The organism is Nocardioides cavernae, from assembly GCF_013410035.1.
In the GTDB taxonomy this organism is placed as follows: Bacteria; Actinomycetota; Actinomycetes; order Propionibacteriales; family Nocardioidaceae; genus Nocardioides; species Nocardioides cavernae_A.
The window spans coordinates 1,027,982-1,048,837 of sequence record NZ_JACCBW010000002.1; the positions used below are offsets into that span (position 1 = coordinate 1,027,982).

A 20,856-nucleotide genomic window follows, 5' to 3' on the forward strand; every position below is an offset into this window, starting at 1 on the left:
TGTCGCAAGTGGAGCCTTCGTTCCAGACATACGTACGGCCTCGTCCTGGCCCACCCCGGGTAGTTCTTCGTATCGAGCGAACTCGTCGCACGCGCGCACCAGAACCGGGCTGGTCGACCCCGCCACACCGATCCCGACGACGGTGCGTCCCAGTCGCTTGCAGCGCTGCGCCAGTGGTACGTAGTCCGAGTCACCCGCGACGAGCACCACGTGCGTGATGTCCGGATGGCGCGACAGGTCGTCGACCGCGTCGACGGCGAGTCGTATGTCGGCGCCGTTCTTGGTGCCAGAGACCGGGAACAGCTGCACCAGGCCCACGGTCTGGTTGACGAGGTCCTTCCTGTACGCCGCATTGGCGCGTACAGACACTAGGTGTCCGGGAGCCGCAACATCGGAAGATCGTGGAGGTCCTGTGTCACTGGGTGACTCTGGAGCTCCACGATCCGACGAGCGTCCACCGCCCACCAGATGACGATCGGCATGAGGTCGTACGCCCCGGCTAGCGTGACGCCGTGATCGCGACCGTCCTCTCCGTCAATGCCGGCAGGCCCGCGCCGGTGGCCGGGCTGCGACGCCCGAGCGGCATCCGCAAGGAGCCCGTCGGTCGGATCGAGGTGCGCGACCCGGGACCGAAGCGTGGCGGGCTCGGCAGCGGGGTGGTGGGCGACCACATCATCAGCCGCAAGCACCACGGCGGGGAGACCCAGGCGGTGTACGCCGTCGCGCGCGAGGAGCTCGACTGGTGGGGCCGCGAGCTCGGCCGGGAGCTGCCGGACGGCATGTTCGGTGAGAACCTCACCACCTCCGGGATCGACGTGGACCACGCCGAGGTGGGCGAGCAGTGGCGCGTCGGGACGGCGCTGCTCGAGGTGTGCGGTCCACGCGTGCCGTGCGCGACGTTCGCCCTGCACATGGGGGAGCGGCGCTGGGTGCGGCGGTTCGCCGAGCGTGGCCTCACGGGCGCCTACCTCGCCGTCCGCGAGGCCGGCGTCGTCGAGGTCGACGACCCGGTCGAGGTGGTGCACCGGCCCGGCCACGGGCTCACGGTGCCGGTGCTCTTCCGAGCCGTGATGGGCGAGCGGGAGCTCGCGCGGGTGTTCCTCGAAGCGGGGATCCTGCCCGAGGCCGAGCACGAGTGGCTCGCCTCCGGCGTGTGACGGGGGCCGGGCGGCCACGCGTGCCGCCCGGCTCCCGACGGGTCAGCGGAGGTAGCCCGCGAGGTCCTCGCCGAGCTCGGTGAAGACCGCCTGGTTGAGCTCGAAGGCGACACTCACCTCGGCCACGACCTGCCGCTGCTGCTCGGGGGTCAGGTCGAGCGCGTCGAGCCGCGACCGGTAGCCGTCCTTGTAGGGCTTGGGCTTCGGGATCGCCGGGAAGGCGTAGAACGCGATCCCCCTGCCCTCCAGGCCGAGCTCCCTGTCGAGCACCCGGCCGATGACCTGGCCGCCCGAGAGGTCGCCGAGGTAGCGCGTGTAGTGGTGCGCCACGAAGAGCGGCGCCCATGCGCGCACCGCCAGCAGCCGGGCGACGTAGGCGTCCGTGGCGGGGCTGTGGAACACCGCCGGCACCGGCGCGCCGGCCACCTCCGCCCAGTAGGCGAGGTCATCCTCGATCGCCGGAAGCCGGTCGAGCGCCGGGTCGACGACGGCGGCCACCGCCGCGTCGCCGGCGAGCTCGGCGCCGAGCAGCTCCATCGTCCGGTACACCTCGCGGTAGCGGAGCAGGTAGTCGCGCACCCCCAGCGCGTTGACCCGCGCCGAGGTGAGCTCGGCCATGAAGGCCGAGCCCTCCGCCTCGGTGTGGGCCTCCTGGGACCCCTCGCGCATGGCGAGGGATAGGGGAGCGGTGGTCGGTGCCGGGTCGAGCATCGTCATGACGACGTCCTCACTTCACTCGGAAGGTGCGGGTGACCTTCACCTTGCGGACGGCGTCGTTGCCGGGGACCTTCACCACGAGGGCGTACTTCCCGGTGGCGAGCCTGGGCAGCCGGGCGCGGACCGTGCCGTCCTTGATGCGGACGGTGCGGGACTCCACCTTCTTCCCCTTCGCCGTGCGCAGGACGACCGTGGCCCTGCCCGTGGCGAGATCGCTCACCTCCACGACCGCGGTGCCGCGCTTGCCCGCCGTCGGCCTGGTGGCCCAGGTGACCTTCGCGATGCCCTTGACGGGCGTGTCTGCCGAGCCGGGCGCGGGCTGCGCGGCCGTGACGGCGATGCGGGCGAGGCCGGAGGCGGCGTGGTGGTTCGCGTCACCGGCGTACGACGCCACGAGCGCGTGGTCGCCGGGCGCCAGGCCCGTCAGGGTGAAGGTGGCCCGGCCGGCTGACGTGGCGGCGGTGCCGAGGGTCGTGGCGCCCTCCTTGAGGACGACCGCACCGCTCGCGCCGGCGGGGACGGTGACGCTCACGCCGACGGGCGCACCCGCCTGGCCCCCGCTGGCGGCGACGGAGACGGTCGGGACGGCCTTGCTGACGGTGGCGGTCCCGGTGCCCTCGGCGGGCTCGGTGTTGGCGTCGCCGGCGTACGTCGCGGTCAGCGCGTGCACGCCCGCTCCGGGCCTGGCGAGGAGGAACCCGGCGGAGCCGTCCTCGAGGTCCGCCGTGCCCACCACGGTGGCACCGTCGCGCAGCTCGACCTCGCCGGTGGCGTCGGAGTCGCCCGCCACGGTGACGGTCACGGGCACGTCGGCGCCGTAGGTGGCGGTGCCGGCGGTCACGTCGACCTCCGGCACGGCCTTGGCGAAGGTGAGCGGGGTGAAGGTCTCGTAGGCCGACTGGGTCGCGCCCGAGCCCGGGTAGGTGTAGATGCCGTAGTTGCCGGCGCTCGCCTTGGCGTCCAGGACGGCCTTGTCGATCGTCAGGGTCGCGCTGAAGGAGCCGTCCGGCCGGAGCTCGACGGCCCCGGCGGCGGCGCCGCCGACGGTCGCCATGCTGGCCGCGGGCACGGCCCACCTGAGGCCCGTGCCGCCGGCGTTGACGCGCGCGCCGGCGGGGGCGCCGGCGGAGGGGCGCCAGACGTCGGCGTAGCGGCCGAAGGCGATGTAGGCGCCCGCGGCCTGGCCGGCGAGCGGGGGCCGGGCGCCGGTGGCGAGGGCCGGGTCGAAGCCCGTGCCCTCGACCGTGACCTGCTGGGCGCCGCTCGGGAGGAGGGTGGTGTCGGAGACCGTCACCGCCGGCTGGCTGCCCACGCTCCACGACACGTGGAGCGGGGTGGTCACCTTGCGGGCGTCCGCGCCGCCGCCGCTGGAGTACCAGTACGACGCGGTGCCCACGCCGCCCTGGAAGTCGACGAACGACTGGGGGAAGGACCCTGCCGTCGCCGGGTTGCTGGTCACCTGCGGCACGTTGTCGGCGGGCGGCGTCACGGTGACGCCGAGGTAGGCCGGGGTGGCGGTCAGGCCGGTGGCGGTGAGGTCCACGCCGCTGACGTCGCCCAGCGTGACCTCGGTCGCGGGCAGTGCGGTCCACGCGGTCGGGTCGGCCTGGTCGGAGCCGTAGCCGCTGAGCGTGGCCGTCAGCCGTGCGGTGCCGTTCGTCACCGTGAGCGTGGGGTCGGACACGTAGAAGAACGACATCCCGGAGTAGTAGACGACCGTGAAGTCCCCGTCCCACGAGAGCGTGCCGGTGTCGGTGACGGGGTCGACCGTGCCGGTGCCGTTCCTGAGCGAGAGCAGGTTCTCGGAGGTGGTGCCGGAGGTGTTGGAGCTCTGGCCCGCCGCGTTCTGCCGCGCGCCCAGCCAGGTGGTGGGGGCGTAGGTGCCGTCGGCCTGCTTGTCGAGCACGGTGACGTTGCCCTCGGTGTTCCTCCAGCCCGCTGTCGCGCCGTTGCTCCATGTGGCTCCCTCGCTGCCGCTGACGAGGGTCTGGCCGCCGGCGCCGGGGTTGCCGAGCCTGCCGGCGGAGAACAGGTTCCAGGTGCCGGGCGCGTAGGCGCCGGACACGGACTCCTTGTTGATCTCCCAGCGCAGCTCCGCACCGGTGATTGCGGTGGTGGCGGCCTGGGCCGGAGCGGCGGCGACGACCGCCGCCCCTCCGGCCAGGAGGGCCAGGGTGGCGATGCTGCCCACGGAGCGGCGTACGCCGCTGTGCGCGTGCTTCATTTCGTTCCTTCCACGGGTTTGCTGACCAGGGAGGTGCTGATCAGGGTGGTCGCGAGCGCTCCGAGCAGCAGCACGCAGCCGAGCAGCCACAGGACGTGGGACTCGGTGTCGTCGGCCGCGGGCGCGGCCGACGTGGGGGGACTGGTGGCGGCCTGGACCAGCACGGGCTGGACGGCCAGGGGGCTCGTCGCGGAACCGCCCGCGAGCACGCCGGTGTCCGGGGCGGTGGCGGCGTCGACCGACGACGGGGTGCCGGGCGGCGCCGGCGCCAGAGGCCGCGTCGTGCTCGCGGTCGGTGCGGCTGTCGGGCTGGGAGGGCGCGAGGGGGCCGCGGTCGGGGCCTCCGTCGGCTTCGGGGTGGCGTTCTTCGTCGGCGTCCGGGTCGGCTTCGTCGGGGTCGCCGTGGGACTGGGGGACGGCGCCACGACCGGCGCGCCGGCCCAGCTCACCGTGAGCGGCAGCGCGGGCTTGTACGCGTCGGTCGATCCGCCCGTGGAGTACCAGTACCCGGCCGTGCCGGCAGTGGCCAGGAAGTCGAGGAAGCTGCTGGGGAAGGCGCCCTTCCACTGCCCGCCGACCTGCGCGGACTCGTCTGCCGGCACCTGCCAGTCGACTCCGAGGTATGCCGGTGTGCTGGCGAAGCCGTCAGCCGCGGTGAGGTCGACCTCGGCCCGCGGCAGGTCGGCGAGCACCACCGGGGTGGGCGGCAGCGCGCTCCACTGCGCCTGGTCCTCCATGTCGGAGGCGAAGCCGCCGGCCGTGGCCGTGAGCTGGGCGCGCTCGGGCGTGACGGTGAGCGTCGGGTCGGTGACGGTGAAGAAGCTCATCCCCGAGTAGAAGAGGACGGTGAAGGAGCCCTTCCAGGCGATCGTGGCGAAGCCGGTCGCCGGGTCGACGGTGCCCGACCCGGCGCCGAGGACCACCTGGTGGTTGCTGAACTGACCGCTCGCCGGGCTGGTGATCGTCGCGCCCTGCGGGGTCGTGGTCAGGCCGTCCCAGGTGGCGAGGGCGTACGCCCCGTCCGCCTGCTGCTTCTCGATCCGGACGTCGCCCTCGCTCGCCCGCCAGCTCGACTGCGGCAGCGTGGTGCCGCCCCTGCCGGGGTCGGGGACGATGCCCGCGGAGAAGAAGTTGTGGGTACCGGGCGCGAACGCACGGTTGTTGGACTCGTTGTTGACACCCCAGCGCAGCTGCGCGCCGGTCACGGTGAAGGGGTCGCTCCCCGACGGGCCCGCCCCCCGCGCAGGCCCGGCGGAGAGCGAGAACGGGGCCACGGCGGCGACGATCATCGCCGCCGTGGCCGCCACCGCGCCGACGGTGTGGCGACCGCGACGCGAGCCGGTGGTGGTCCGTGGACGGAACCTCATGCGACGGCCTCTTGTACGGCCGGGCGGCGGACCCGTCGGCGCAGGCGCACGACGAGCAGGACGAGCGAGGCGAGCAGCGCGATCGCCGCGACCGCCACGAAGGCGGCGGCGACGCCACGCCCGGCGGGCGCGGCCGCGGGCTCGGTGTCGGGGGCTGCTGCGTCGGTCGTGGTGATGGTCGCGGCGCGCACCGGGAACCGCTCGGCCGGTCGGGCACCCGACGCGGCGCCGACGAGACGGAGCTGGTGGGTCCCGACCCGGAGGTCGACCGGCAGCGCCATCACGCCGGCGACGTCGCCCGCGGCACCGGCGACCAGCGGGCCCAGGGCGACCACGCCGTCGTCGAGGAGGGCCAGCACCTGCTCGCCGGGCTCGAACCCGCGGCCCGTGAAGGCCAGGGCCTGGCCGGCGCGGGCGGTCTGCCGTTCGGTCAGGACCCGCGGGCGGCCGCGGGCCGCGGTCGTCCGACGAGCGTCCGTTCCGGCGCCGGCGCCGTCCCGGGCGCTCGGCGCGGGTGTCGAGGTGGTCTCCGCCGACGGCGTGACGGCGTCGTCGTCCTGGGGCGCGGGTGTGCTCGGTGCGCCTGCGGGCTCGGCGAACCGCACCGGGGTGAAGGTCTCGTTGCGGGCGTTCTTGACGCCGTGCGCGCCGAACGTGATCACGCCGCAGGTCACCGAGCGGCAGTCGACCTGCACGGCGTTGCCGTCGCGGTCGACCGCCTCGAACGTCGGGCCGGGCACCGTCAGCGGCACCGAGAACGATCCGTCGTCCGACATGACGGCCTGGGCCTCGCCCGCGGTCGAGCCGCCGGGGAACGAGACGAAGCGCAGGTAGCCGGCGTTGTCCTCGCTCTCGGAGTCGGGCACGTAGCGGTAGTCGCGCCCGGTCACCCCGCCCGCGGACGGACGCCAGCCGCCGCCGGCGGGGTCGCGCACCCAGCCGAAGGCGACGTAGACGCCGCCGAAGCCGCCCTTCACGGACTGGAAGCCGGACCCGCGGACGGTGAGGGAGGTCGTGCTCGCGCTGTCGGCGACGGCGATGCCGCGGTCGTTGCTGACCGCGACGCGCGCGGCGGCGCCCGCAGGGACGGCGACGGTCAACGGTGCCGCGAGGGCGAGAGCACAGGCGGCGACGATGGCGGCCGGCCGGGCCGGCCGGGCCGGGCGGGTGCGGGTCAGCACCGGTCCTCCTGGTGGCGTGCGGTCGTGACGGGTGCGGCGGCGGCGCCGCTCCGGTCGGCGAGGACGATCGGGTCGCCGGTGCGGGGGTGGGTGACGACCTCGACCGGGTGTCGGTAGACGCGGGTGAGCAGGGCGGCCTCGAGGACCTCGTCGGGGGCGCCCGCGGCGGCGACCCGCCCCTCCTCGAGCAGGACCATGCGGTCGGCGTGGACGGCGGCCAGGGTGAGGTCGTGGAGCACGACCAGGACGGCTGCGCCGGCGTCGGCGCGGGAGCGGGCGGTGGCGAGCAGCGTCTCCTGGTGACCGATGTCGAGCGCGGCGGTCGGCTCGTCGAGCAGGAGGACCCCCGTCTGCTGGGCGAGGACGCGGGCGAAGGACGCACGCCCCTTCTCGCCGCCGGACAGGGACCCGAAGGCGCGCCCGGCCAGGTGCGCGACCTCGGTCGTCGCCATCGCCGCGGCGACCTCGAGGTCGTCGAGGTCCTCCTCGGGCAGACCCCGCCACGGGGCGCGACCCATCGCGACCACGTCGCGGACCGGGAAGGGGAACGAGAGCCGCTGCTCCTGGGTGAGGACGGCGCGCTCCCGCGCGAGGGCCTGCAGCCGCCACTCCCGGACGGGACGGCCCTGCACGCTCACGCGGCCGGAGTCGGGCTCGAGGTCGCCGGCGACGACGGCGAGCAGGGTGGACTTGCCGGTGCCGTTGGGGCCGACGAGGGCCACCACCTCCCCGGCGCGGACGTCGAGGTCGACCCCGTCGAGCACGCGCGCAGAGCCGAAGGACACGGAGAGGCCGCGTGCCTCGATCGGGTTCATGCCCAGCCACCCGACGTGCGACGGGTGCGCCAGAGCAGCCAGAAGAAGAACGGGCCCCCCACGAGCGAGGTGAGCATCCCGAGCGGCAGGTCGGAGTAGGCCACGAGGGTGCGTGCGGCGAGGTCGGCGACGACGAGCACGAGGCTCCCGGCGAGCAGGCAGCCGGGGAGCACCAGCCGGTGACCGGGGCCGGTCACCATCCGGACGAGGTGCGGGACCACCAGGCCGACGAACGCCACGATGCCGCAGAACGACACGGCGGCGGCGGTCAGCAGCGCGACGACCACGATCAGGCCGATCCGCAGCCGCTCGACGTGGACGCCCAGGTGGCGCGCCGGTCGCTCGCCGAGGGCGAGCAGGTCGAGGCTGCGGGCACTCAGCAGGGCGAGCACGATCCCCACGAGCGCGAACGGCGCGACGACCGCGACGTAGGGCCATCGGCTCCCGTTGAGGCTGCCGAGCTGCCAGAAGACGATCTGCTCGCGCGCCTGGGTGTCGCCGAGGAACATCAGCAGGGCGAGGAGCGCTCCCGCGACCGCGTTCACGGCGATGCCGGTGAGGACCAGCGTGACGACCTCGGTGCGTCCGCCGGCGCGCGCGAGGGCGTAGACGAGCAGGGTGGTCAGCAGGCCGCCCGCGAACGCGGCGACGGCCACCGTCCAGTCGCCGGCGAAGGTGAGCCCGAAGACGATGACCGCCGCGGCCGCGACCGCGGCGCCGGAGGAGACCCCCACGATGCTGGGCTCTGCCAGCGGGTTGCCGAAGATGCCCTGCATCAGGGCGCCGGCGACCGCCAGGGCCGCTCCGACGAGCGCGGCCATCGCCACCCGCGGGAAGCGGACGCTCCACAGGGTGTCGTCGCCGCGCGGGTGGGCCGGCAGCGGGAGCCAGTCGATGCCGAGCCGGTGCAGGAGCGAGCCCGCGACCTCGTCGGCCGGCACGGGCAGCTGGCCCGAGCCCGCGGAGAGGACGAGGGCGACGACGAGGGCGCCGCTCAGCAGCGTGAAGAACGCGGTGAGACGGAGCGGGCGAGCCGTACGCCCGCGGCGCGGGGCAGCAGCAGGCTGGAGGGCAGCGGGGGCGGGCCGCGGCACGACGGGCGTCGTCACAGGGAGTCCGGGGCGTAGAGCGCGACAGCCAGGGCGTTCAGCACGTCAGCGGTCCGCGGGCCGTAGCTGAGGACCTGGTCGTCGTCCATGGCGACGACCCGCTCGTTCTCTCCTGCCGGGGTCTGGGCCAGCGCGGGGAACCGGTCGAGCAGGCCCTCGACGCCCCCCACGGACTCGAGCCCCTTGCTCATCATGAGCACGACGTCCGGCTGCGCGGAGACCAGGCCTTCGTCGGTGAGGGGCCGCATGCCCTTCCAGCCGATCTCGGCGCTCACGTCGTAGCCGCCGACAGCCTCGATGAGGGAGTCGGCGCCGGACTCCTGGCCGAACATGTAGTAGACGCCCGAGCTGCCACGTACGTAGAGGAACACCGTGCGCAGCCGCGCGTTGGGGTCCTTCGGGACGACGGCGGCGATCTGCTCCTCCATCTCCTCCGCCTCCGAGGTGATCCGCTCGCCGAGCTCCTCGCCCTCGGCGGGCACCCCCAGCGCGTCGGCGACCTGGCCGGTGAGCGATGCGAGGTTGTCGAGGCCGCGGTGCGAGTCGGTGACGACCACGGGGATGCCCGCGTCGCGCAGCTGCAGGACGACGTCCCACGGGCCGAGGGAGGTGTCGGTCAGCACCACGGTGGGGTCGAGGGCGAGGATCGCCTCGGCGTTGAGCTCGTGGCCGTTGCTCGTCACGAGCGGCCGGTCCGCGATCTCGTCGAACTGCGACGAGGTGTCGCGGCCCACGACGCGGTCGCCCAGGCCGAGCTCGAAGACGGTCTGGGACAGCGTGCCGTAGATGTCGAGGGCCAGGATGCGCGAGGCGTCCTCGACCGTGACCCGGGTTCCCTGGGCGTCGGTCACGGTGACGGGGAGGTCGGGCGTCGGGTCGTGGACGGGGGCGACCTCGATCCCGGGCAGCGAGATGTCGACCAGGCCCGTCCACGAGCGGGGATCGGCCAGAGGGTCGACCTCCGAGACGTGGGGGACCGCGCCGGTGGTGGACGGAGCCGACGAGGACGGCGTGGCGACGGGGGAGCACGCCCCGAGCAGCAGCGCGGCGGGCACGGTCGCCGCCAGCACGGCGACCGTCGTCGTGCGACGACGGCGACCGCCTCGGGCGAGGGAGGAGAGGTTCATGACGACCTTTGGTGAGGCTTACCTAACTAAGCCAAGCCTAACCTAACTCGTCCCGAACGCGCGACCCGGTCCACGTCCTGGCCCGGTCCGCGGTCCGGGCACGCGAACGGCCGCGGACCCCCTGGGGGATCCGCGGCCGCTCGCCGGGTGCGCGGTGGGTCAGCCCAGGGCCGCCACCGCTGCGTCGTAGTCGGGCTCCTCGCCGATCGTGTCGGTGAGCTGGGTGTGCAGCACGGTGCGGTCCGCGTCGAGGACGACGACCGCGCGGGCGAGCAGGCCCTGCCAGCCGCCGTCGGCCATCGCGACGCCGTAGTCCTCGCCGAAGGAGGAGCGGAACGCCGAGCCGACCAGGACGTCCTCGATGCCCTCGGCGCCGCAGAAGCGCGCCTGCGCGAGGGGCAGGTCGACCGACACGTTGACGACGGCCGTGTTGTCGAGGCCGGCGGCGAGCTCGTTGAACTTCCGCACGCTCGCCTGGCACACGCCGGTGTCGATGCTCGGGAAGATGTTGAGCACCACGCGCTTGCCGGCGACGTCGGCGTCGGTGAGTGCGCCGAACGCGAGGTCGACCAGCTCGAAGCCGGGAGCCTGGGAGCCGACCGCGGGGAGCTCGCCCACGGTGCTGACGGTGTTGGGACCGAGTTGGGTGGTTGCCATGGGCTCAACCTAGCGGCGCTGCCTAGAGTGCACGTCATGGCCACCCCAGACCGGACGACCGTCATCATCGAGGTGCTGCGCGACGCCTTCGCCCCGCTGATGCGGGCGGATCCCGCGGCGTTCCGGGCGAAGTACCGCAAGATGGCGCGCGACCCCCACGCGTTCTACCGGGGCACCGCGTGCCTGTTCTTCCACGACGTCACCCAGGAGACCGACGAGTGGGCGGCCCACGGCGCCGAGCGGATCTGGATCCACGGCGACCTCCACGTGGAGAACTTCGGCACCTACCTCAACTCCGACGGCCGGCTGGTCTTCGACATCAACGACTTCGACGAGGCCTACGTCGGGCACTACACGTGGGACCTGCAGCGCTTCGCCGCCAGCCTGGCCCTGGTCGGGTGGCAGAAGGCGCTGCCGGAGGACGCGATCCGCAAGCTGATCGGCCGGTACGCCCGCTCCTACCTCGCGCAGGTCAGCCACTACGTCGCCTCCGACACCGACGACGACTTCGAGATCCGCCTCGACACCGCCGACGGCCCCGTCCTGACCGCGCTGGTCGCGGCCAGGACGATGCGGCGGGCCGACCTGCTGGACTCGATGACGTACATGAAGGACGGGGGTCGCCGGTTCGCCGAGGACGGCAGCACCCGCCGGCTCAAGCGCGACGAGCGGAAGGAGGTCGTCGCAGCGTTCCGCGCCTACCTCGACACCATCCCCGACTCCAAGCGCTTCGACCGCACGCTCTTCTACGAGCTGCGCGACGTGGTCGGCAAGTCCGGCTTCGGCATCGGCAGCGCGGGCCTGCCGGCGTACAACGTGCTGGTCGAGGGCTACAGCCAGGCCCTCGACAACGACGTCGTCCTCAGCATGAAGCAGGCGAACGTCCCCGCCCTGAGCCGGTTCGTCGACACCACCGAGGTCGACGGCTACTTCGAGCACGAGGGCCACCGGACCGTGGTCAGCCAACGCGCGCTGCAGGTGCACACCGACCCGCTGCTCGGGCACACCGAGATCGGCGGTGTGGGGTACGTCGTCTCCGAGGTGTCGCCCTACGAGGTCGACCTGGACTGGTCGGAGATCAACGAGCCCGCGGACATGCGGTCGGTGGTGGAGCTGCTCGGCCGCGCCACGGCGAAGATCCACTGCGCGTCGGACGAGGACAGCCAGCAGGACCTCGTCGACTTCCAGGTCGAGGAGGCGATCGCCCGCTCGCTCGAGGGACGACGTAACGATCTCGTCAGCTGGCTGTGCGACTGGGGTATCGCGTACGCCGCACGCGTCCGCGAGGACCACGCGCTGTTCGTCGACGCCTTCCGCGAGGGCCGGGTGGGGATCGCCGCCACCTGACCCTCGCGGACGGCTGCGGCTCAGCTGTCGATCGTGGACATGTCCCCGTAGCGGTCGCCGGCCACGGCGTCGCGCGGCACGGCCTGCTCGAGCGCGGCGAGGTCGTCGGCGGAGAGCTCGACCCCGACGGCGCCGACGTTCTCCTCGAGGTACGTGACGCGCTTGGTGCCGGGGATCGGCACGACGCCGAGGGAGTCGTCGGCCTGCGCGAGCACCCACGCGAGCGCGAGCTGTCCGGGTGTGCAGCCCTTGTCCGCGGCGAGCTCCTTGACCTTCTCGACGAGCGCGAGGTTGGCGTCGAGCGCCTCGCCCTCGAAGCGGGGGAACCGGCCGGCGGCGCGGGAGTCGCCCGCCTCGAGCGAGTCGCGGGTCACCGCACCGGTGAGGATGCCGCGGCCCAGTGGCGAGTAGGGCACGAGCCCGATGCCCAGCTCGCGCAGGACCGGCACGACCTCGTCGTCGAGGTCGCGCGTGAACAGTGAGTACTCGCTCTGCAGGGCGGTGATCGGGTGGACCGCGTGGGCTCGGCGGATGGTGTCGGCGCCGGCCTCGGAGAGACCGAGGTGCCGCACCTTGCCGGCGTCCACGAGCTCCTTCATCGCGCCGACGGTCTCCTCGATCGGGACCGACCTGTCGACGCGGTGCTGGTAGTAGAGGTCGAGGTGGTCGACGCCGAGGCGCTGCAGCGACGCGTCGCAGGCGGCGCGGACGTACTCCGGGGAGCCGTTGATGCCGACCCAGGAGCCGTCGGGATTGCGCTCGTTGCCGAACTTCGTGGCGAGCTGGACCTCGTCGCGGCGACCGGAGATCGCGCGTCCCACGAGCTGCTCGTTGGTGAACGGGCCGTACATGTCGGCGGTGTCGAGGAAGGTCACGCCGAGGTCGAGGGCGCGGTGGATGGTGTCGATGCCGGACTGCTCGTCGGGGGTGCCGTAGAACTCCGACATCCCCATGCAGCCGAGGCCGAGGGTGCTGACGGCCAGGGCGGACGTGGTGCCGAGCGTGCGCTGCCCGACCGAAGGGGTCGCTGTGTCTGTCATGCCCACCAGCGAACTCCTTGGAGTGCGCTCGAAGTCAAGACCTCGGATCGATTCAGGCCGACTTGTCGAGCGTGTTCTCGTAGAGCGCGATCTTGTAGTCGATGGCGCGCAGGTGGGAGGTGACCTCGGCGAGCTGGCGCTCGACGACCTCGCGGTGCGCGAGGAGCAGGGCGAGGCGCTCGGCCTCGTTGCCGTCACCGTCACGCACGAGCGCTGCGTAGCGGCGCACGTCGCGGATCGGCATGCCCGTCGAGCGGAGCCGGGTGACCATCTCGATCCAGCGCAGGTCGTCGTCGGTGTAGCGACGGTGCCCCGAGGGCGCCCGGTCGACCGCGTGCAGCAGCAGGCCGTCACGCTCGTAGTAGCGCAGGGTGTGGGCGGTGAGTCCGGTCCTCTCGGCGGCCTCGGCGATCGTCAGGCTGGTCATCGAACCAGTCTCCGACTTGGAGTGCGCTCCAAGTCAAGAACCCAGGGCCGGCCTGTGGAACTCGGCGGTGGCGAAGGGGCCGCCGACGAACGCGGCCTCGGCCTCGTCCTCGGCGCCGGCCCCGATGCGTGCGGCGTACGCCTCCGCGTCGTCCTGCGGCTCGTAGCCCAGGCGCCGCCCGGGCTCGAGGTCCCACCACGCGCGGGTGTTGGCGCTGATGCCGTAGAGGACGGCGTACCCGGGGGCGGGGGTGGTCAGGGCCGCCTCGACCATGCGCAGCCCGTCGGCGTGCGACAGCCACGTCGACAGCCCGCGCAGGGTGGTCGGCTCCTCGAGGAAGGAGCCGATGCGGCAGGAGACGACGTCGATGCCGTGACGGTCGACGAACAGGCGCATCAGTGCCTCGGCCGCGACCTTGGCGACGCCGTAGTAGGTGTCGGGGCGGGGGAGGGCGTGCTCGGTGAGCTCGCCGTCGGCCCGGGGCGTACGCCCGACCGCGTGGTTGGACGACGCGTAGACCAGCCGCGGCACGTCGTGCGCGACCATCGCGTCGAGCAGGGCGGCGGTCGTGATGACGTGCGAGGTCAGCTCGTCGGGCAGCGAGAGCTCCTCGGGGACGCCCGCGAGGTGGACGACGGCGTCGAGGGTGCCACCGGTGGTCAGGGCGGCGACGACGGCCTCGACGGCGTCGGCGTCGGCGCAGTCGGCCTCGTGCCACGGGAACGTCGTGCCCTCCGGCGCCGGGACGAGGTCGAGGCCGACCACGTCGTGGCCGAGCCCGGCGAGCCCGGCCGTGATCACCCGGCCGAGGCTGCCGGCGGCACCGCTGACGAGCACGCGCATGTCGGCGCCCTCAGATCTTCGCGACGACCTGGCTGAGCAGGCCGCCCATCCGGCTCGCCGCGGCCTTGCCGGCCTCGAGGACCTCCGCGTGGTCGAGCGGCTCGCCGCTCAGGCCCGCGGCGAGGTTGGTCACCAGGCTGATGCCGAGGATCTCCATGCCGGCCTCGCGGGCCGCGATCGCCTCGAGCGTGGTGCTCATCCCGACCAGGTGGCCGCCCATGATCCCGGCCATCCGGACCTCGGCGGGGGTCTCGTAGTGCGGACCGGGGAACTGGACGTAGACGCCCTCGTCGAGCGAGGGGTCGACCTCCTTGCACATCGCGCGCAGGCGCGGGCTGTAGAGGTCGGTGAGGTCGACGAAGGTGGCGCCGACGATCGGGCTGGTGCCGGTGAGGTTGATGTGGTCGGAGATCAGGACCGGCTGGCCGGGCTCCCAGCCCTCCTTGAGCCCGCCGCACCCGTTGGTGAGCACGATGGCCGAGCAGCCCGCAGCGGCGGCGGTGCGGATCGGGTGGACGACCGCGGCGACGCCCTTGCCCTCGTAGAAGTGGGTGCGCGAGAGGAAGACCAGGAGGTTCTTGTCGCCCGAGGCGGTCGACTGGCGGATCGAGCGGATCTTGCCGCTGTGACCGGCGACCGCGGCGGCGCTGAAGCCGGGCAGGTCGGTCGTGTCGATCTCGGCGGTGGCCTCGCCGAGGGCGTCCACGGCCGGGAGCCAGCCCGACCCGAGGACCAGGGCGACGTCGTGGCGCTCGACGCCGGTCAGCTCGGCGAGCCTCGCGGCCGCCTCGGCGGCGTTCTCGTAGGGCGTGGTGGCAGCGGCTGCGTGGGTCACGCGCCGAACTCTAGACCGGCTCGCGCCCGGCTCAGAGCCCGGTGGAGCGGCAGGAGCGGCGACGCAGGGCGCCCACGTAGTCCTCCGGCGCCCCGGCGGCCTCCGCGGAGTCGGCGAGCACCCCGAGGTAGGACGCCGACGGCAGCCCGCCCTCGTACGCGTCGAGCACGTAGGCCCACACGACCATCTCACCGGTCATGGTCTGCACGCGCACCTTGGTCTTGCGGTAGAGGCCGCTGTCGGCGGACTCCCAGCCGTCGAGGGCGCGCTCGTCCTCGGGCGTCACGTCGTAGACGGCGACGAAGACCTGCTCGAAGGGGTCCTGGACGATCGTCGAGAGCGCGCCGTCCCAGCCGTGCTCCTCGCCGCCGAAGGTCAGCCGCCACCCCGTCAGCCAGCCCGTCGACTGGAGGATCGAGTGCGGGCAGCGCTCGCTCATGCGGGCGGGATCGAGGTTCGTCCCGTAGGCGGCGTAGAGCGTCACGGTCCACACGATATCGAGCCCCGACCCTTCGAGACACGCGCAGGGCGCGTTCCTCAGGACAAGCCTCGGTGTTCCCCCCGTGCGGTCGACAACTAGGCTGGGGGCGTGACCGACACGCACTTCGACACCCTCGTCCTCGGCGCCGGCCCCGGTGGCTACGTCGCCGCGATCCGCGCAGCCCAGCTCGGCCAGAAGGTGGCCGTGGTGGAGGAGAAGTACTGGGGAGGTGTCTGCCTCAACGTCGGGTGCATCCCGTCCAAGGCCCTGCTCAAGAACGCCGAGCTGGCGCACACGCTCCAGCACGAGAAGGCCAAGTTCGGCATCGAGGGCGACGTCTCGATGTCCTTCGGCCCGACGCACAAGCGCAGTCGCGACGTCTCCGCCGGCATCGTCAAGGGCGTCCACTACCTGATGAAGAAGAACAAGATCACCGAGATCGACGGGTGGGGCACCCTCACCGGTCCGACCGGGATGGACGTGAAGGACAAGGACGGCCAGACCACCGGCTACACCTTCGACAACCTGGTGCTCGCCACCGGCGCGACCGTACGGCTCGTGCCCGGCGTCGAGCTCAGCGACAACGTCGTCACCTACGAGGAGCAGATCCTCACCGACGAGCTCCCGGGCTCCATCATCATCGGCGGCTCCGGCGCGATCGGCGTCGAGTTCGCCTACGTCATGGCCAACTTCGGCGTCGACGTGACCATCGTGGAGTTCCTCGACCGGATGGTCCCCACCGAGGACCACGACATCTCCAAGGAGCTCCTCAAGCACTACAAGAAGCTCGGCGTGAAGGTCATGACCTCCACCGCGGTGAAGAACGTCGAGGACACCGGCTCGGGCGTCAAGGTCACGGTGGCGCCCGCCGACGGTGGCGACGAGCAGGTGATCGAGGCCGACAAGTTCCTCGCCGCCTTCGGGTTCGCCCCCCGCGTGAAGGGCTTCGGCCTCGAGAACGTCGGCGTCACCGTCACCGAGCGCGGTGCCATCGAGATCGACGAGTACTGCCGCACAAACGTCGACAACGTCTACGCGATCGGCGACTGCACCGGCAAGATGATGCTCGCCCACGTCGCCGAGGCGATGGGCATCGTGGCCGCCGAGACCATCAACGGCGCCGAGACGATGCCGGTCGAGTACGACTTCGTCCCGCGCGCGACCTACTGCATGCCGCAGATCGGCTCGTTCGGCTACAGCGAGGCCCAGGCCAAGGACAAGGGCTACGACGTGAAGACCGCGACGTTCCCCTTCACCGCCAACGGCAAGGCCATGGGCCTCGGGGAGGCCGTCGGCTTCGTCAAGGTCGTCGCCGACGCCGAGCACAACGAGATCATCGGCGCCCACATGATCGGCCCCGACGTGACCGAGCTGCTCCCCGTCCTGACGCTGGCGCAGAAGTGGGACCTCACCGCCGACGAGGTCGCCCGCAACGTCTTCGCGCACCCGACCCTGGGCGAGGCCGTCAAGGAGGCCGTCCACGGCATCGCCGGCCACATGATCAACCTCTGAGGGCAGCAGGCACCGAGCTCGCGAGGTGGCTGCGGCGCCCGAGGAGGTCGAGTGCCGCAGCGGCTGAGGAACGAAGCCGCGTCGCGGTGTATCGAGACCTAGGAAGATCGAAGTGACCATGAGCAGCAGCAACCACATCGTCATCATCGGCGGCGGCCCGGGCGGCTACGAGGCGGCCCACGTGGCCGCCCAGCTCGGCGCCGAGGTGACGGTCGTCGACACCGACGGTGTCGGCGGCTCCGCGGTCCTCACCGACTGCGTGCCCAGCAAGACGCTGATCGCGACGTCGGAGCTGATGGCGGACCTGACCGGCGCCCAGGAGCTCGGGGTCAACTTCCGCGACCACGAGGGCGACGCGGCGACGTCGATCGCGGTCGACCTGGCGCGGGTCAACGCCCGCGTCAAGCAGCTCGCCGCCGACCAGTCGGTCGACATCGCGGCCCGCCTCGACCGGGACGGCGTACGCGTCGTGACCGGCCGCGGCCGGCTCGGGCCCGACCTCACCGTGGTGGCGACGACCGCCGACGGCGAGGAGACCATCGAGGCCGACGCGATCATCGTCGCGACCGGCGCGTCGCCGCGTACGCTCCCCAGCGCCCAGCCCGACGGCGAGCGGATCCTCACCTGGGAGCAGGTCTACGACCTGACCGAGGTGCCGGAGAAGCTCATCGTGGTCGGCTCGGGCGTCACCGGTGCGGAGTTCGCCAGCGCCTACCTCTCGCTCGGCATCGACGTCACGCTCGTCAGCAGCCGCGACCGGGTCCTGCCGGGTGAGGACGCCGACGCGTCCGCCGTGCTCGAGGACGTCCTGACCCGCCGCGGCATGAACGTCCTCGGCCAGTCGCGCATGCAGTCGGTGACCCGCGACGGCGACACGGTCACGGTGACGCTGACCGACGGGCGCACGGTCTCCGGGAGCCACTGCATCCTGGCCCTCGGCTCGGTGCCCAACACCGCCGACCTCGGCCTCGACGAGGCGGGTGTGCGCACCGACGACGGCGGCTTCATCACCGTCGACCGGGTGTCGCGCACCTCCGCACGCGGGGTCTACGCCGCGGGCGACTGCACCGGCGTGCTGATGCTCGCCTCCGTCGCCGCGATGCAGGGCCGGATCGCGATGTGGCACTTCCTCGGGGACGCCGTGGCGCCGCTCGACCTCAAGAAGGTCTCCTCCAACGTCTTCACCTCGCCCGAGATCGCCACGGTGGGCTGGTCGCAGAAGTCCGTCGACGCGGGCGAGATGCAGGCCGAGGTCGTCACCCTGCCGCTGGCCGGCAACGCCCGCGCCAAGATGCAGGGCGTGCGCGACGGCTTCGTCAAGCTCTTCTGCCGCCCCGGCACCGGCATCGTCGTCGGGGGAGTGGTGGTCGGGCCGCGGGCCTCCGAGCTCATCCACCCGGTGTCGATCGCGGTCGCGGAGTCGTTGACGGCCGATCAGCTCGCCAACGCGTTCACCGTCTACCCGTCGATGAGCGGCTCCGTCGCCGAGGCCGCGCGACGCCTGCACCGGGTCTGAGGCGCGCGTCCGGCCCGGGGCCGGGCTGGCACGACGCGCACCACCACGTCCGGCGGTTGGCGGCGTCGCCGGCCACCTCGGCCTGCACGCTGATCGGACCGCGGCACCGCCGGCACCCCTGGCGCTGTCTCCCGGTCACCCAGTGGTCGTCGCCCTTGACCGGCGAGCCGGTGGTGACCTGGTAGGCGCCGTCGACCGTCGCGGAGTGGCGCAGCATGGTCGCGGCGCGGTCCACGAGCCGCTCGACGTCGACCTCGCCGATCGGCGTCCACGGACTGACGCCGGTGAGGAAGGCGAGCTCGTTGGCCCAGAGGTTGCCGAGCCCGGCCATCGCGCGCTGGTCGAGCAGCGCGCTGACCAGCGGCGTCGACGGCTCGGCGCGCAGGCGGCGCACGGCCTCCGCGGCGTCCCAGTCGTCCCGCAGCGGGTCGGGCCCGAGGTGGCCCACGAGGTCGGCCTCGCGGGCGGTCGGCACGAGGTCGAGGTCGTGGAGCCGGATGCCGTGCACCACCCGGTCGTCGTCGAGCGTCAGCAGCAGCCGGACGTGGGGCTGCAGCGTGCCCGGCAGCCGCTTGCCGGGGGCGAGCGTCGACCACGACCCGTCCATCTTGAGGTGGCTGTGCAGCGTGGCGGCGGGCGACCCGGCCGTGGCGCTGAAGCGGGTCAGCAGGTGCTTGCCGTGGGTGTCGTGGCCCAGCACCTCGCGGCCCGCGACGTCACGGGTGGCCAGTCGGGGCGTGCGGAAGTCGGAGCGCGCGACCGTGTGGCCCACGAGCTGGCGGTCGAGCCGCCGCGCGAGCTTCCAGACGCTGTCTCCCTCGGGCACCCGTCCAGTGTCACAGGTGGGTGGGACAGCGGGCCGCCCGGAAGAGGGTCCCGCAGGCGTCAGCCGGGGGTGAGCAGGTCCCGCACCGCCGCGCACGTCCGGTCCGCGTCCTCGAGCCAGAAGTCGTGACCGATGCCGGGGAGCCGGCGCACGTCCCAGCCGCGGCCAGCCAGTCGGACGGCCATCTCGTCGGGCAGCACGGCGGGCGAGTCGTCCGAGAGCAGCACCGTGGACGGGACGGCCGGCGCGGCCACCGCGACCGGGTGGTGCGCGACCTCGCGGAACACGCCCACGCTCATCCGCATCGCGAAGCCGGACGCCGCCGCCTCGCGCAGGACGAGGTCCTCGGCGGAGGGCTTCGGACGGTGGCGGCTGCGCCACTTCTGCACGAGCCCGGCGGCGAGCACGCTCACCGGAGCCGCGCCCCAGAAGAGCCTCCCGCCCAGGCCCTCGCTCGGGAGGCCGAGCCGGAAGCCGGGGTCGAGGTAGAGCGCATACGCCGGCCGGAGGCGGCCGACCGCGCGCTCGAGCACCGTGCCGCCCAGGGAGTGGCCCACGACGAGGTCCAGCCCGGCGGGCAACGACTCGACGAGGTCGTCGGCGAACGCGCGGAGGCCGTAGTCGTCGGAGCGGTCGCTGCGGCCGTGGCCGCGCAGGTCGACGGTGGTCACGGTGGTGCCTCCCGCCGCGACGATCCGCTCGGTGAGCCCGCGCCAGAGGGCGCCGGACGACCCGAGCCCGTGGACGAGGGCGACCTGACGGGGGCCCGCGCCGTGCTGCTCGGTGGCGAGCCTCACCGCACGCCTGCCCCGACCTCGGCCAGGAACCCGAGGAGCAGCTCGTTGAACACGTCGGGCTGGTCGATGCTGATGGCGTGGCCGGCGTCCTCGACGACGACGGCACGCCCGGTCACGGACCCCGCCACCGCGGCCTCGGCGTGCTCGCACGACCAGACCTGGCTCTCGCGCCCCGCGAGCATGAGCAGCGGCCGGGGGAAGCGGCGTACGACGTCGCGCCAGTCCTGCAGCGCGTGGTCACGCAGCAGCCCGAGCGTCTCGGGTGCCGTGCTGTCGCGGAAGGCGGGGGCGCCGCCGAGCCGCTCGGCCAGCCGGGCGACGGCGGGCCCGGACCGGTCGACGGTGCGGCCGCCGTCCAGCTGCGGGACGCCGTGGTCGAAGAAGGTGGCCGCGTTGGAGGTGTCGTAGCCGTGGAAGCCGTGGGGCCAGGTGTCGTCGTTGAGCATCTTGGGGGTCTGGTCGACGACGACGGCCCCGGCGAGCCGGGAGGGTCCGAACTGGTCGACGTAGGCCCAGAGGGTGTTGCCGCCCATCGACGCCCCGACGGCGACCGCGTCGTGCAGGTCGAGGTGCTCGAGCAGCTCACCGAGGTCGCGACCGTGGCGGGCCATCCGCTGGCCGTGGGCCGGCGTCTCGGACTCGCCGTGCGCGCGGCGGTCGAAGGCGATCGCGCGGTGGCCGGCGGCGAGCAGCGCGTCGACCGTCAGCACCCAGGCGGTGGCCGGCGCCGTGAAGCCGTGCACGAGCACGACGGGACGCCCCTCGCCCTCGTCGGTGTAGGCGAGCGTCACGTCGTCGGTCGTGGTGAAGGTCGGCATGCCACCGACCGTAGCCGCGCCGGTCCGTCGCACGGGATGGAGACAACCCCCACACCGGCG

General features: G+C 73.1%; 20 protein-coding genes and 1 pseudogene. 4 read left to right on the top strand and 17 right to left on the bottom strand.

All coding sequences use genetic code 11. The features are described 5' to 3' along the window. Positions 1-87: 87 nt before the first annotated feature. A pseudogene (locus tag F4692_RS21950) lies at positions 88-465 on the bottom strand (NYN domain-containing protein); the annotation flags it as partial. Positions 466-512: 47 nt separating this feature from the next. On the opposite strand from F4692_RS21950, the gene F4692_RS12430 reads away from it, so the two are divergent. Then, entirely contained in the window at positions 513-1,157 is a 645-nt protein-coding gene (locus F4692_RS12430) for an MOSC domain-containing protein (protein WP_179619933.1), read from the top strand. 42 nt (positions 1,158-1,199) lie between these two features. Here F4692_RS12430 and F4692_RS12435 read toward each other — a convergent pair whose 3' ends face one another. The 8 genes from F4692_RS12435 to tpx form a co-directional block, all read right to left on the bottom strand. Beyond that, the gene (locus F4692_RS12435; RefSeq protein WP_218858409.1) at positions 1,200-1,874 is read right to left on the bottom strand and encodes a biliverdin-producing heme oxygenase; all 675 of its coding nucleotides are present in this window, start codon (positions 1,872-1,874) and stop codon (positions 1,200-1,202) included. Between the two features lie 10 nt (positions 1,875-1,884). Beyond that, positions 1,885-4,098, bottom strand: coding sequence for an Ig-like domain-containing protein (locus tag F4692_RS12440; RefSeq protein WP_179619934.1), 2,214 nt, complete (start codon positions 4,096-4,098; stop codon positions 1,885-1,887). Further along, entirely contained in the window at positions 4,095-5,465 is a 1,371-nt protein-coding gene (locus tag F4692_RS12445; protein WP_179619935.1) for a hypothetical protein, read from the bottom strand. Before F4692_RS12445 ends, F4692_RS12440 begins: the two co-directional genes overlap by 4 nt. Continuing rightward, the gene (locus F4692_RS12450) at positions 5,462-6,646 is read right to left on the bottom strand and encodes a hypothetical protein (protein WP_179619936.1); all 1,185 of its coding nucleotides are present in this window, start codon (positions 6,644-6,646) and stop codon (positions 5,462-5,464) included. Before F4692_RS12450 ends, F4692_RS12445 begins: the two co-directional genes overlap by 4 nt. Continuing rightward, positions 6,640-7,461 carry a heme ABC transporter ATP-binding protein gene (locus F4692_RS12455; RefSeq protein ID WP_179619937.1) on the bottom strand — a complete coding sequence of 274 codons (822 nt, stop codon included), beginning with the start codon at positions 7,459-7,461 and terminating at the stop codon, positions 6,640-6,642. Before F4692_RS12455 ends, F4692_RS12450 begins: the two co-directional genes overlap by 7 nt. Beyond that, positions 7,458-8,555 carry a FecCD family ABC transporter permease gene (locus tag F4692_RS12460; protein ID WP_308645284.1) on the bottom strand — a complete coding sequence of 366 codons (1,098 nt, stop codon included), beginning with the start codon at positions 8,553-8,555 and terminating at the stop codon, positions 7,458-7,460. Before F4692_RS12460 ends, F4692_RS12455 begins: the two co-directional genes overlap by 4 nt. Positions 8,556-8,566: 11 nt before the next feature. Next, positions 8,567-9,697, bottom strand: a complete 1,131-nt coding sequence (locus F4692_RS12465) for a heme/hemin ABC transporter substrate-binding protein (protein ID WP_179619939.1) — start codon at positions 9,695-9,697, stop codon at positions 8,567-8,569. Positions 9,698-9,856: 159 nt separating this feature from the next. Beyond that, complete coding sequence (gene tpx / locus F4692_RS12470) at positions 9,857-10,354, bottom strand: thiol peroxidase (protein WP_179619940.1); 498 nt, start codon at positions 10,352-10,354, stop codon at positions 9,857-9,859. Positions 10,355-10,390: 36 nt separating this feature from the next. Here tpx and F4692_RS12475 point away from each other — a divergent pair, with 36 nt between their 5' ends. Continuing rightward, a complete protein-coding gene (locus F4692_RS12475; RefSeq protein ID WP_179619941.1) occupies positions 10,391-11,701 on the top strand; it encodes a DUF2252 domain-containing protein in 1,311 nt (436 codons plus the stop codon). Between the two features lie 20 nt (positions 11,702-11,721). On the opposite strand, the gene F4692_RS12480 is transcribed toward F4692_RS12475, so the two are convergent. The 5 genes from F4692_RS12480 to F4692_RS21250 are packed head-to-tail and all read right to left on the bottom strand — an operon-like array spanning position 11,722 to position 15,330. Beyond that, entirely contained in the window at positions 11,722-12,741 is a 1,020-nt protein-coding gene (locus tag F4692_RS12480; protein ID WP_179619942.1) for an aldo/keto reductase, read from the bottom strand. A gap of 52 nt (positions 12,742-12,793) precedes the next feature. Further along, the gene (locus F4692_RS12485; protein ID WP_179619943.1) at positions 12,794-13,168 is read right to left on the bottom strand and encodes a MerR family transcriptional regulator; all 375 of its coding nucleotides are present in this window, start codon (positions 13,166-13,168) and stop codon (positions 12,794-12,796) included. Positions 13,169-13,201: 33 nt separating this feature from the next. Further along, positions 13,202-14,011: an NAD-dependent epimerase/dehydratase family protein gene (locus tag F4692_RS12490; protein WP_179619944.1), complete on the bottom strand. Its 810-nt coding sequence runs from the start codon at positions 14,009-14,011 to the stop codon at positions 13,202-13,204. A 10-nt stretch (positions 14,012-14,021) separates the two neighbouring features. Further along, a complete protein-coding gene (locus F4692_RS12495) occupies positions 14,022-14,846 on the bottom strand; it encodes a purine-nucleoside phosphorylase (RefSeq protein ID WP_179619945.1) in 825 nt (274 codons plus the stop codon). A 31-nt stretch (positions 14,847-14,877) separates the two neighbouring features. Then, on the bottom strand, positions 14,878-15,330 hold the full coding sequence (locus tag F4692_RS21250) for a gamma-glutamylcyclotransferase family protein (RefSeq protein ID WP_179619946.1): 453 nt from the start codon (positions 15,328-15,330) through the stop codon (positions 14,878-14,880). A gap of 105 nt (positions 15,331-15,435) precedes the next feature. Here F4692_RS21250 and lpdA point away from each other — a divergent pair, with 105 nt between their 5' ends. Both lpdA and F4692_RS12510 read left to right on the top strand, forming a co-directional pair. Further along, a complete protein-coding gene (gene lpdA, locus F4692_RS12505) occupies positions 15,436-16,839 on the top strand; it encodes a dihydrolipoyl dehydrogenase (RefSeq protein ID WP_179619947.1) in 1,404 nt (467 codons plus the stop codon). Positions 16,840-16,957: 118 nt separating this feature from the next. Next, entirely contained in the window at positions 16,958-18,355 is a 1,398-nt protein-coding gene (locus F4692_RS12510; protein WP_179619948.1) for an NAD(P)H-quinone dehydrogenase, read from the top strand. On the opposite strand, the gene F4692_RS12515 is transcribed toward F4692_RS12510, so the two are convergent. The 3 genes from F4692_RS12515 to F4692_RS12525 are packed head-to-tail and all read right to left on the bottom strand — an operon-like array spanning position 18,291 to position 20,796. Continuing rightward, entirely contained in the window at positions 18,291-19,181 is an 891-nt protein-coding gene (locus F4692_RS12515; RefSeq protein ID WP_179619949.1) for a DNA-formamidopyrimidine glycosylase family protein, read from the bottom strand. The genes F4692_RS12510 and F4692_RS12515 overlap by 65 nt on opposite strands. A 59-nt stretch (positions 19,182-19,240) precedes the next feature. Further along, positions 19,241-19,978, bottom strand: coding sequence for an alpha/beta fold hydrolase (locus tag F4692_RS12520; protein ID WP_179619950.1), 738 nt, complete (start codon positions 19,976-19,978; stop codon positions 19,241-19,243). Continuing rightward, positions 19,975-20,796 (bottom strand): alpha/beta fold hydrolase, encoded by an 822-nt coding sequence (locus tag F4692_RS12525; protein WP_179619951.1) that lies wholly within the window; start codon positions 20,794-20,796, stop codon positions 19,975-19,977. The genes F4692_RS12520 and F4692_RS12525 overlap by 4 nt, the downstream gene beginning before the upstream one ends. Between the last annotated feature and the right edge of the window lie 60 nt (positions 20,797-20,856).

Bases quoted from the DNA above. Each gene is read 5' to 3' on its own strand.
- tpx (WP_179619940.1), bottom strand. From the start codon at position 10,354: ATGGCAACCACCCAACTCGGTCCCAACACCGTCAGCACCGTGGGCGAG.
- F4692_RS12490 (WP_179619944.1), bottom strand. From the start codon at position 14,011: ATGCGCGTGCTCGTCAGCGGTGCCGCCGGCAGCCTCGGCCGGGTGATC.
- F4692_RS12525 (WP_179619951.1), bottom strand. From the start codon at position 20,796: ATGCCGACCTTCACCACGACCGACGACGTGACGCTCGCCTACACCGAC.
- F4692_RS12445 (WP_179619935.1), bottom strand. From the start codon at position 5,465: ATGAGGTTCCGTCCACGGACCACCACCGGCTCGCGTCGCGGTCGCCAC.
- F4692_RS12510 (WP_179619948.1), top strand. From the start codon at position 16,958: ATGAGCAGCAGCAACCACATCGTCATCATCGGCGGCGGCCCGGGCGGC.
- F4692_RS12475 (WP_179619941.1), top strand. From the start codon at position 10,391: ATGGCCACCCCAGACCGGACGACCGTCATCATCGAGGTGCTGCGCGAC.
- F4692_RS12440 (WP_179619934.1), bottom strand. From the start codon at position 4,098: ATGAAGCACGCGCACAGCGGCGTACGCCGCTCCGTGGGCAGCATCGCC.
- F4692_RS12455 (WP_179619937.1), bottom strand. From the start codon at position 7,461: ATGAACCCGATCGAGGCACGCGGCCTCTCCGTGTCCTTCGGCTCTGCG.
- F4692_RS12480 (WP_179619942.1), bottom strand. From the start codon at position 12,741: ATGACAGACACAGCGACCCCTTCGGTCGGGCAGCGCACGCTCGGCACC.
- F4692_RS12465 (WP_179619939.1), bottom strand. From the start codon at position 9,697: ATGAACCTCTCCTCCCTCGCCCGAGGCGGTCGCCGTCGTCGCACGACG.
- F4692_RS12485 (WP_179619943.1), bottom strand. From the start codon at position 13,168: ATGACCAGCCTGACGATCGCCGAGGCCGCCGAGAGGACCGGACTCACC.
- F4692_RS12435 (WP_218858409.1), bottom strand. From the start codon at position 1,874: ATGACGATGCTCGACCCGGCACCGACCACCGCTCCCCTATCCCTCGCC.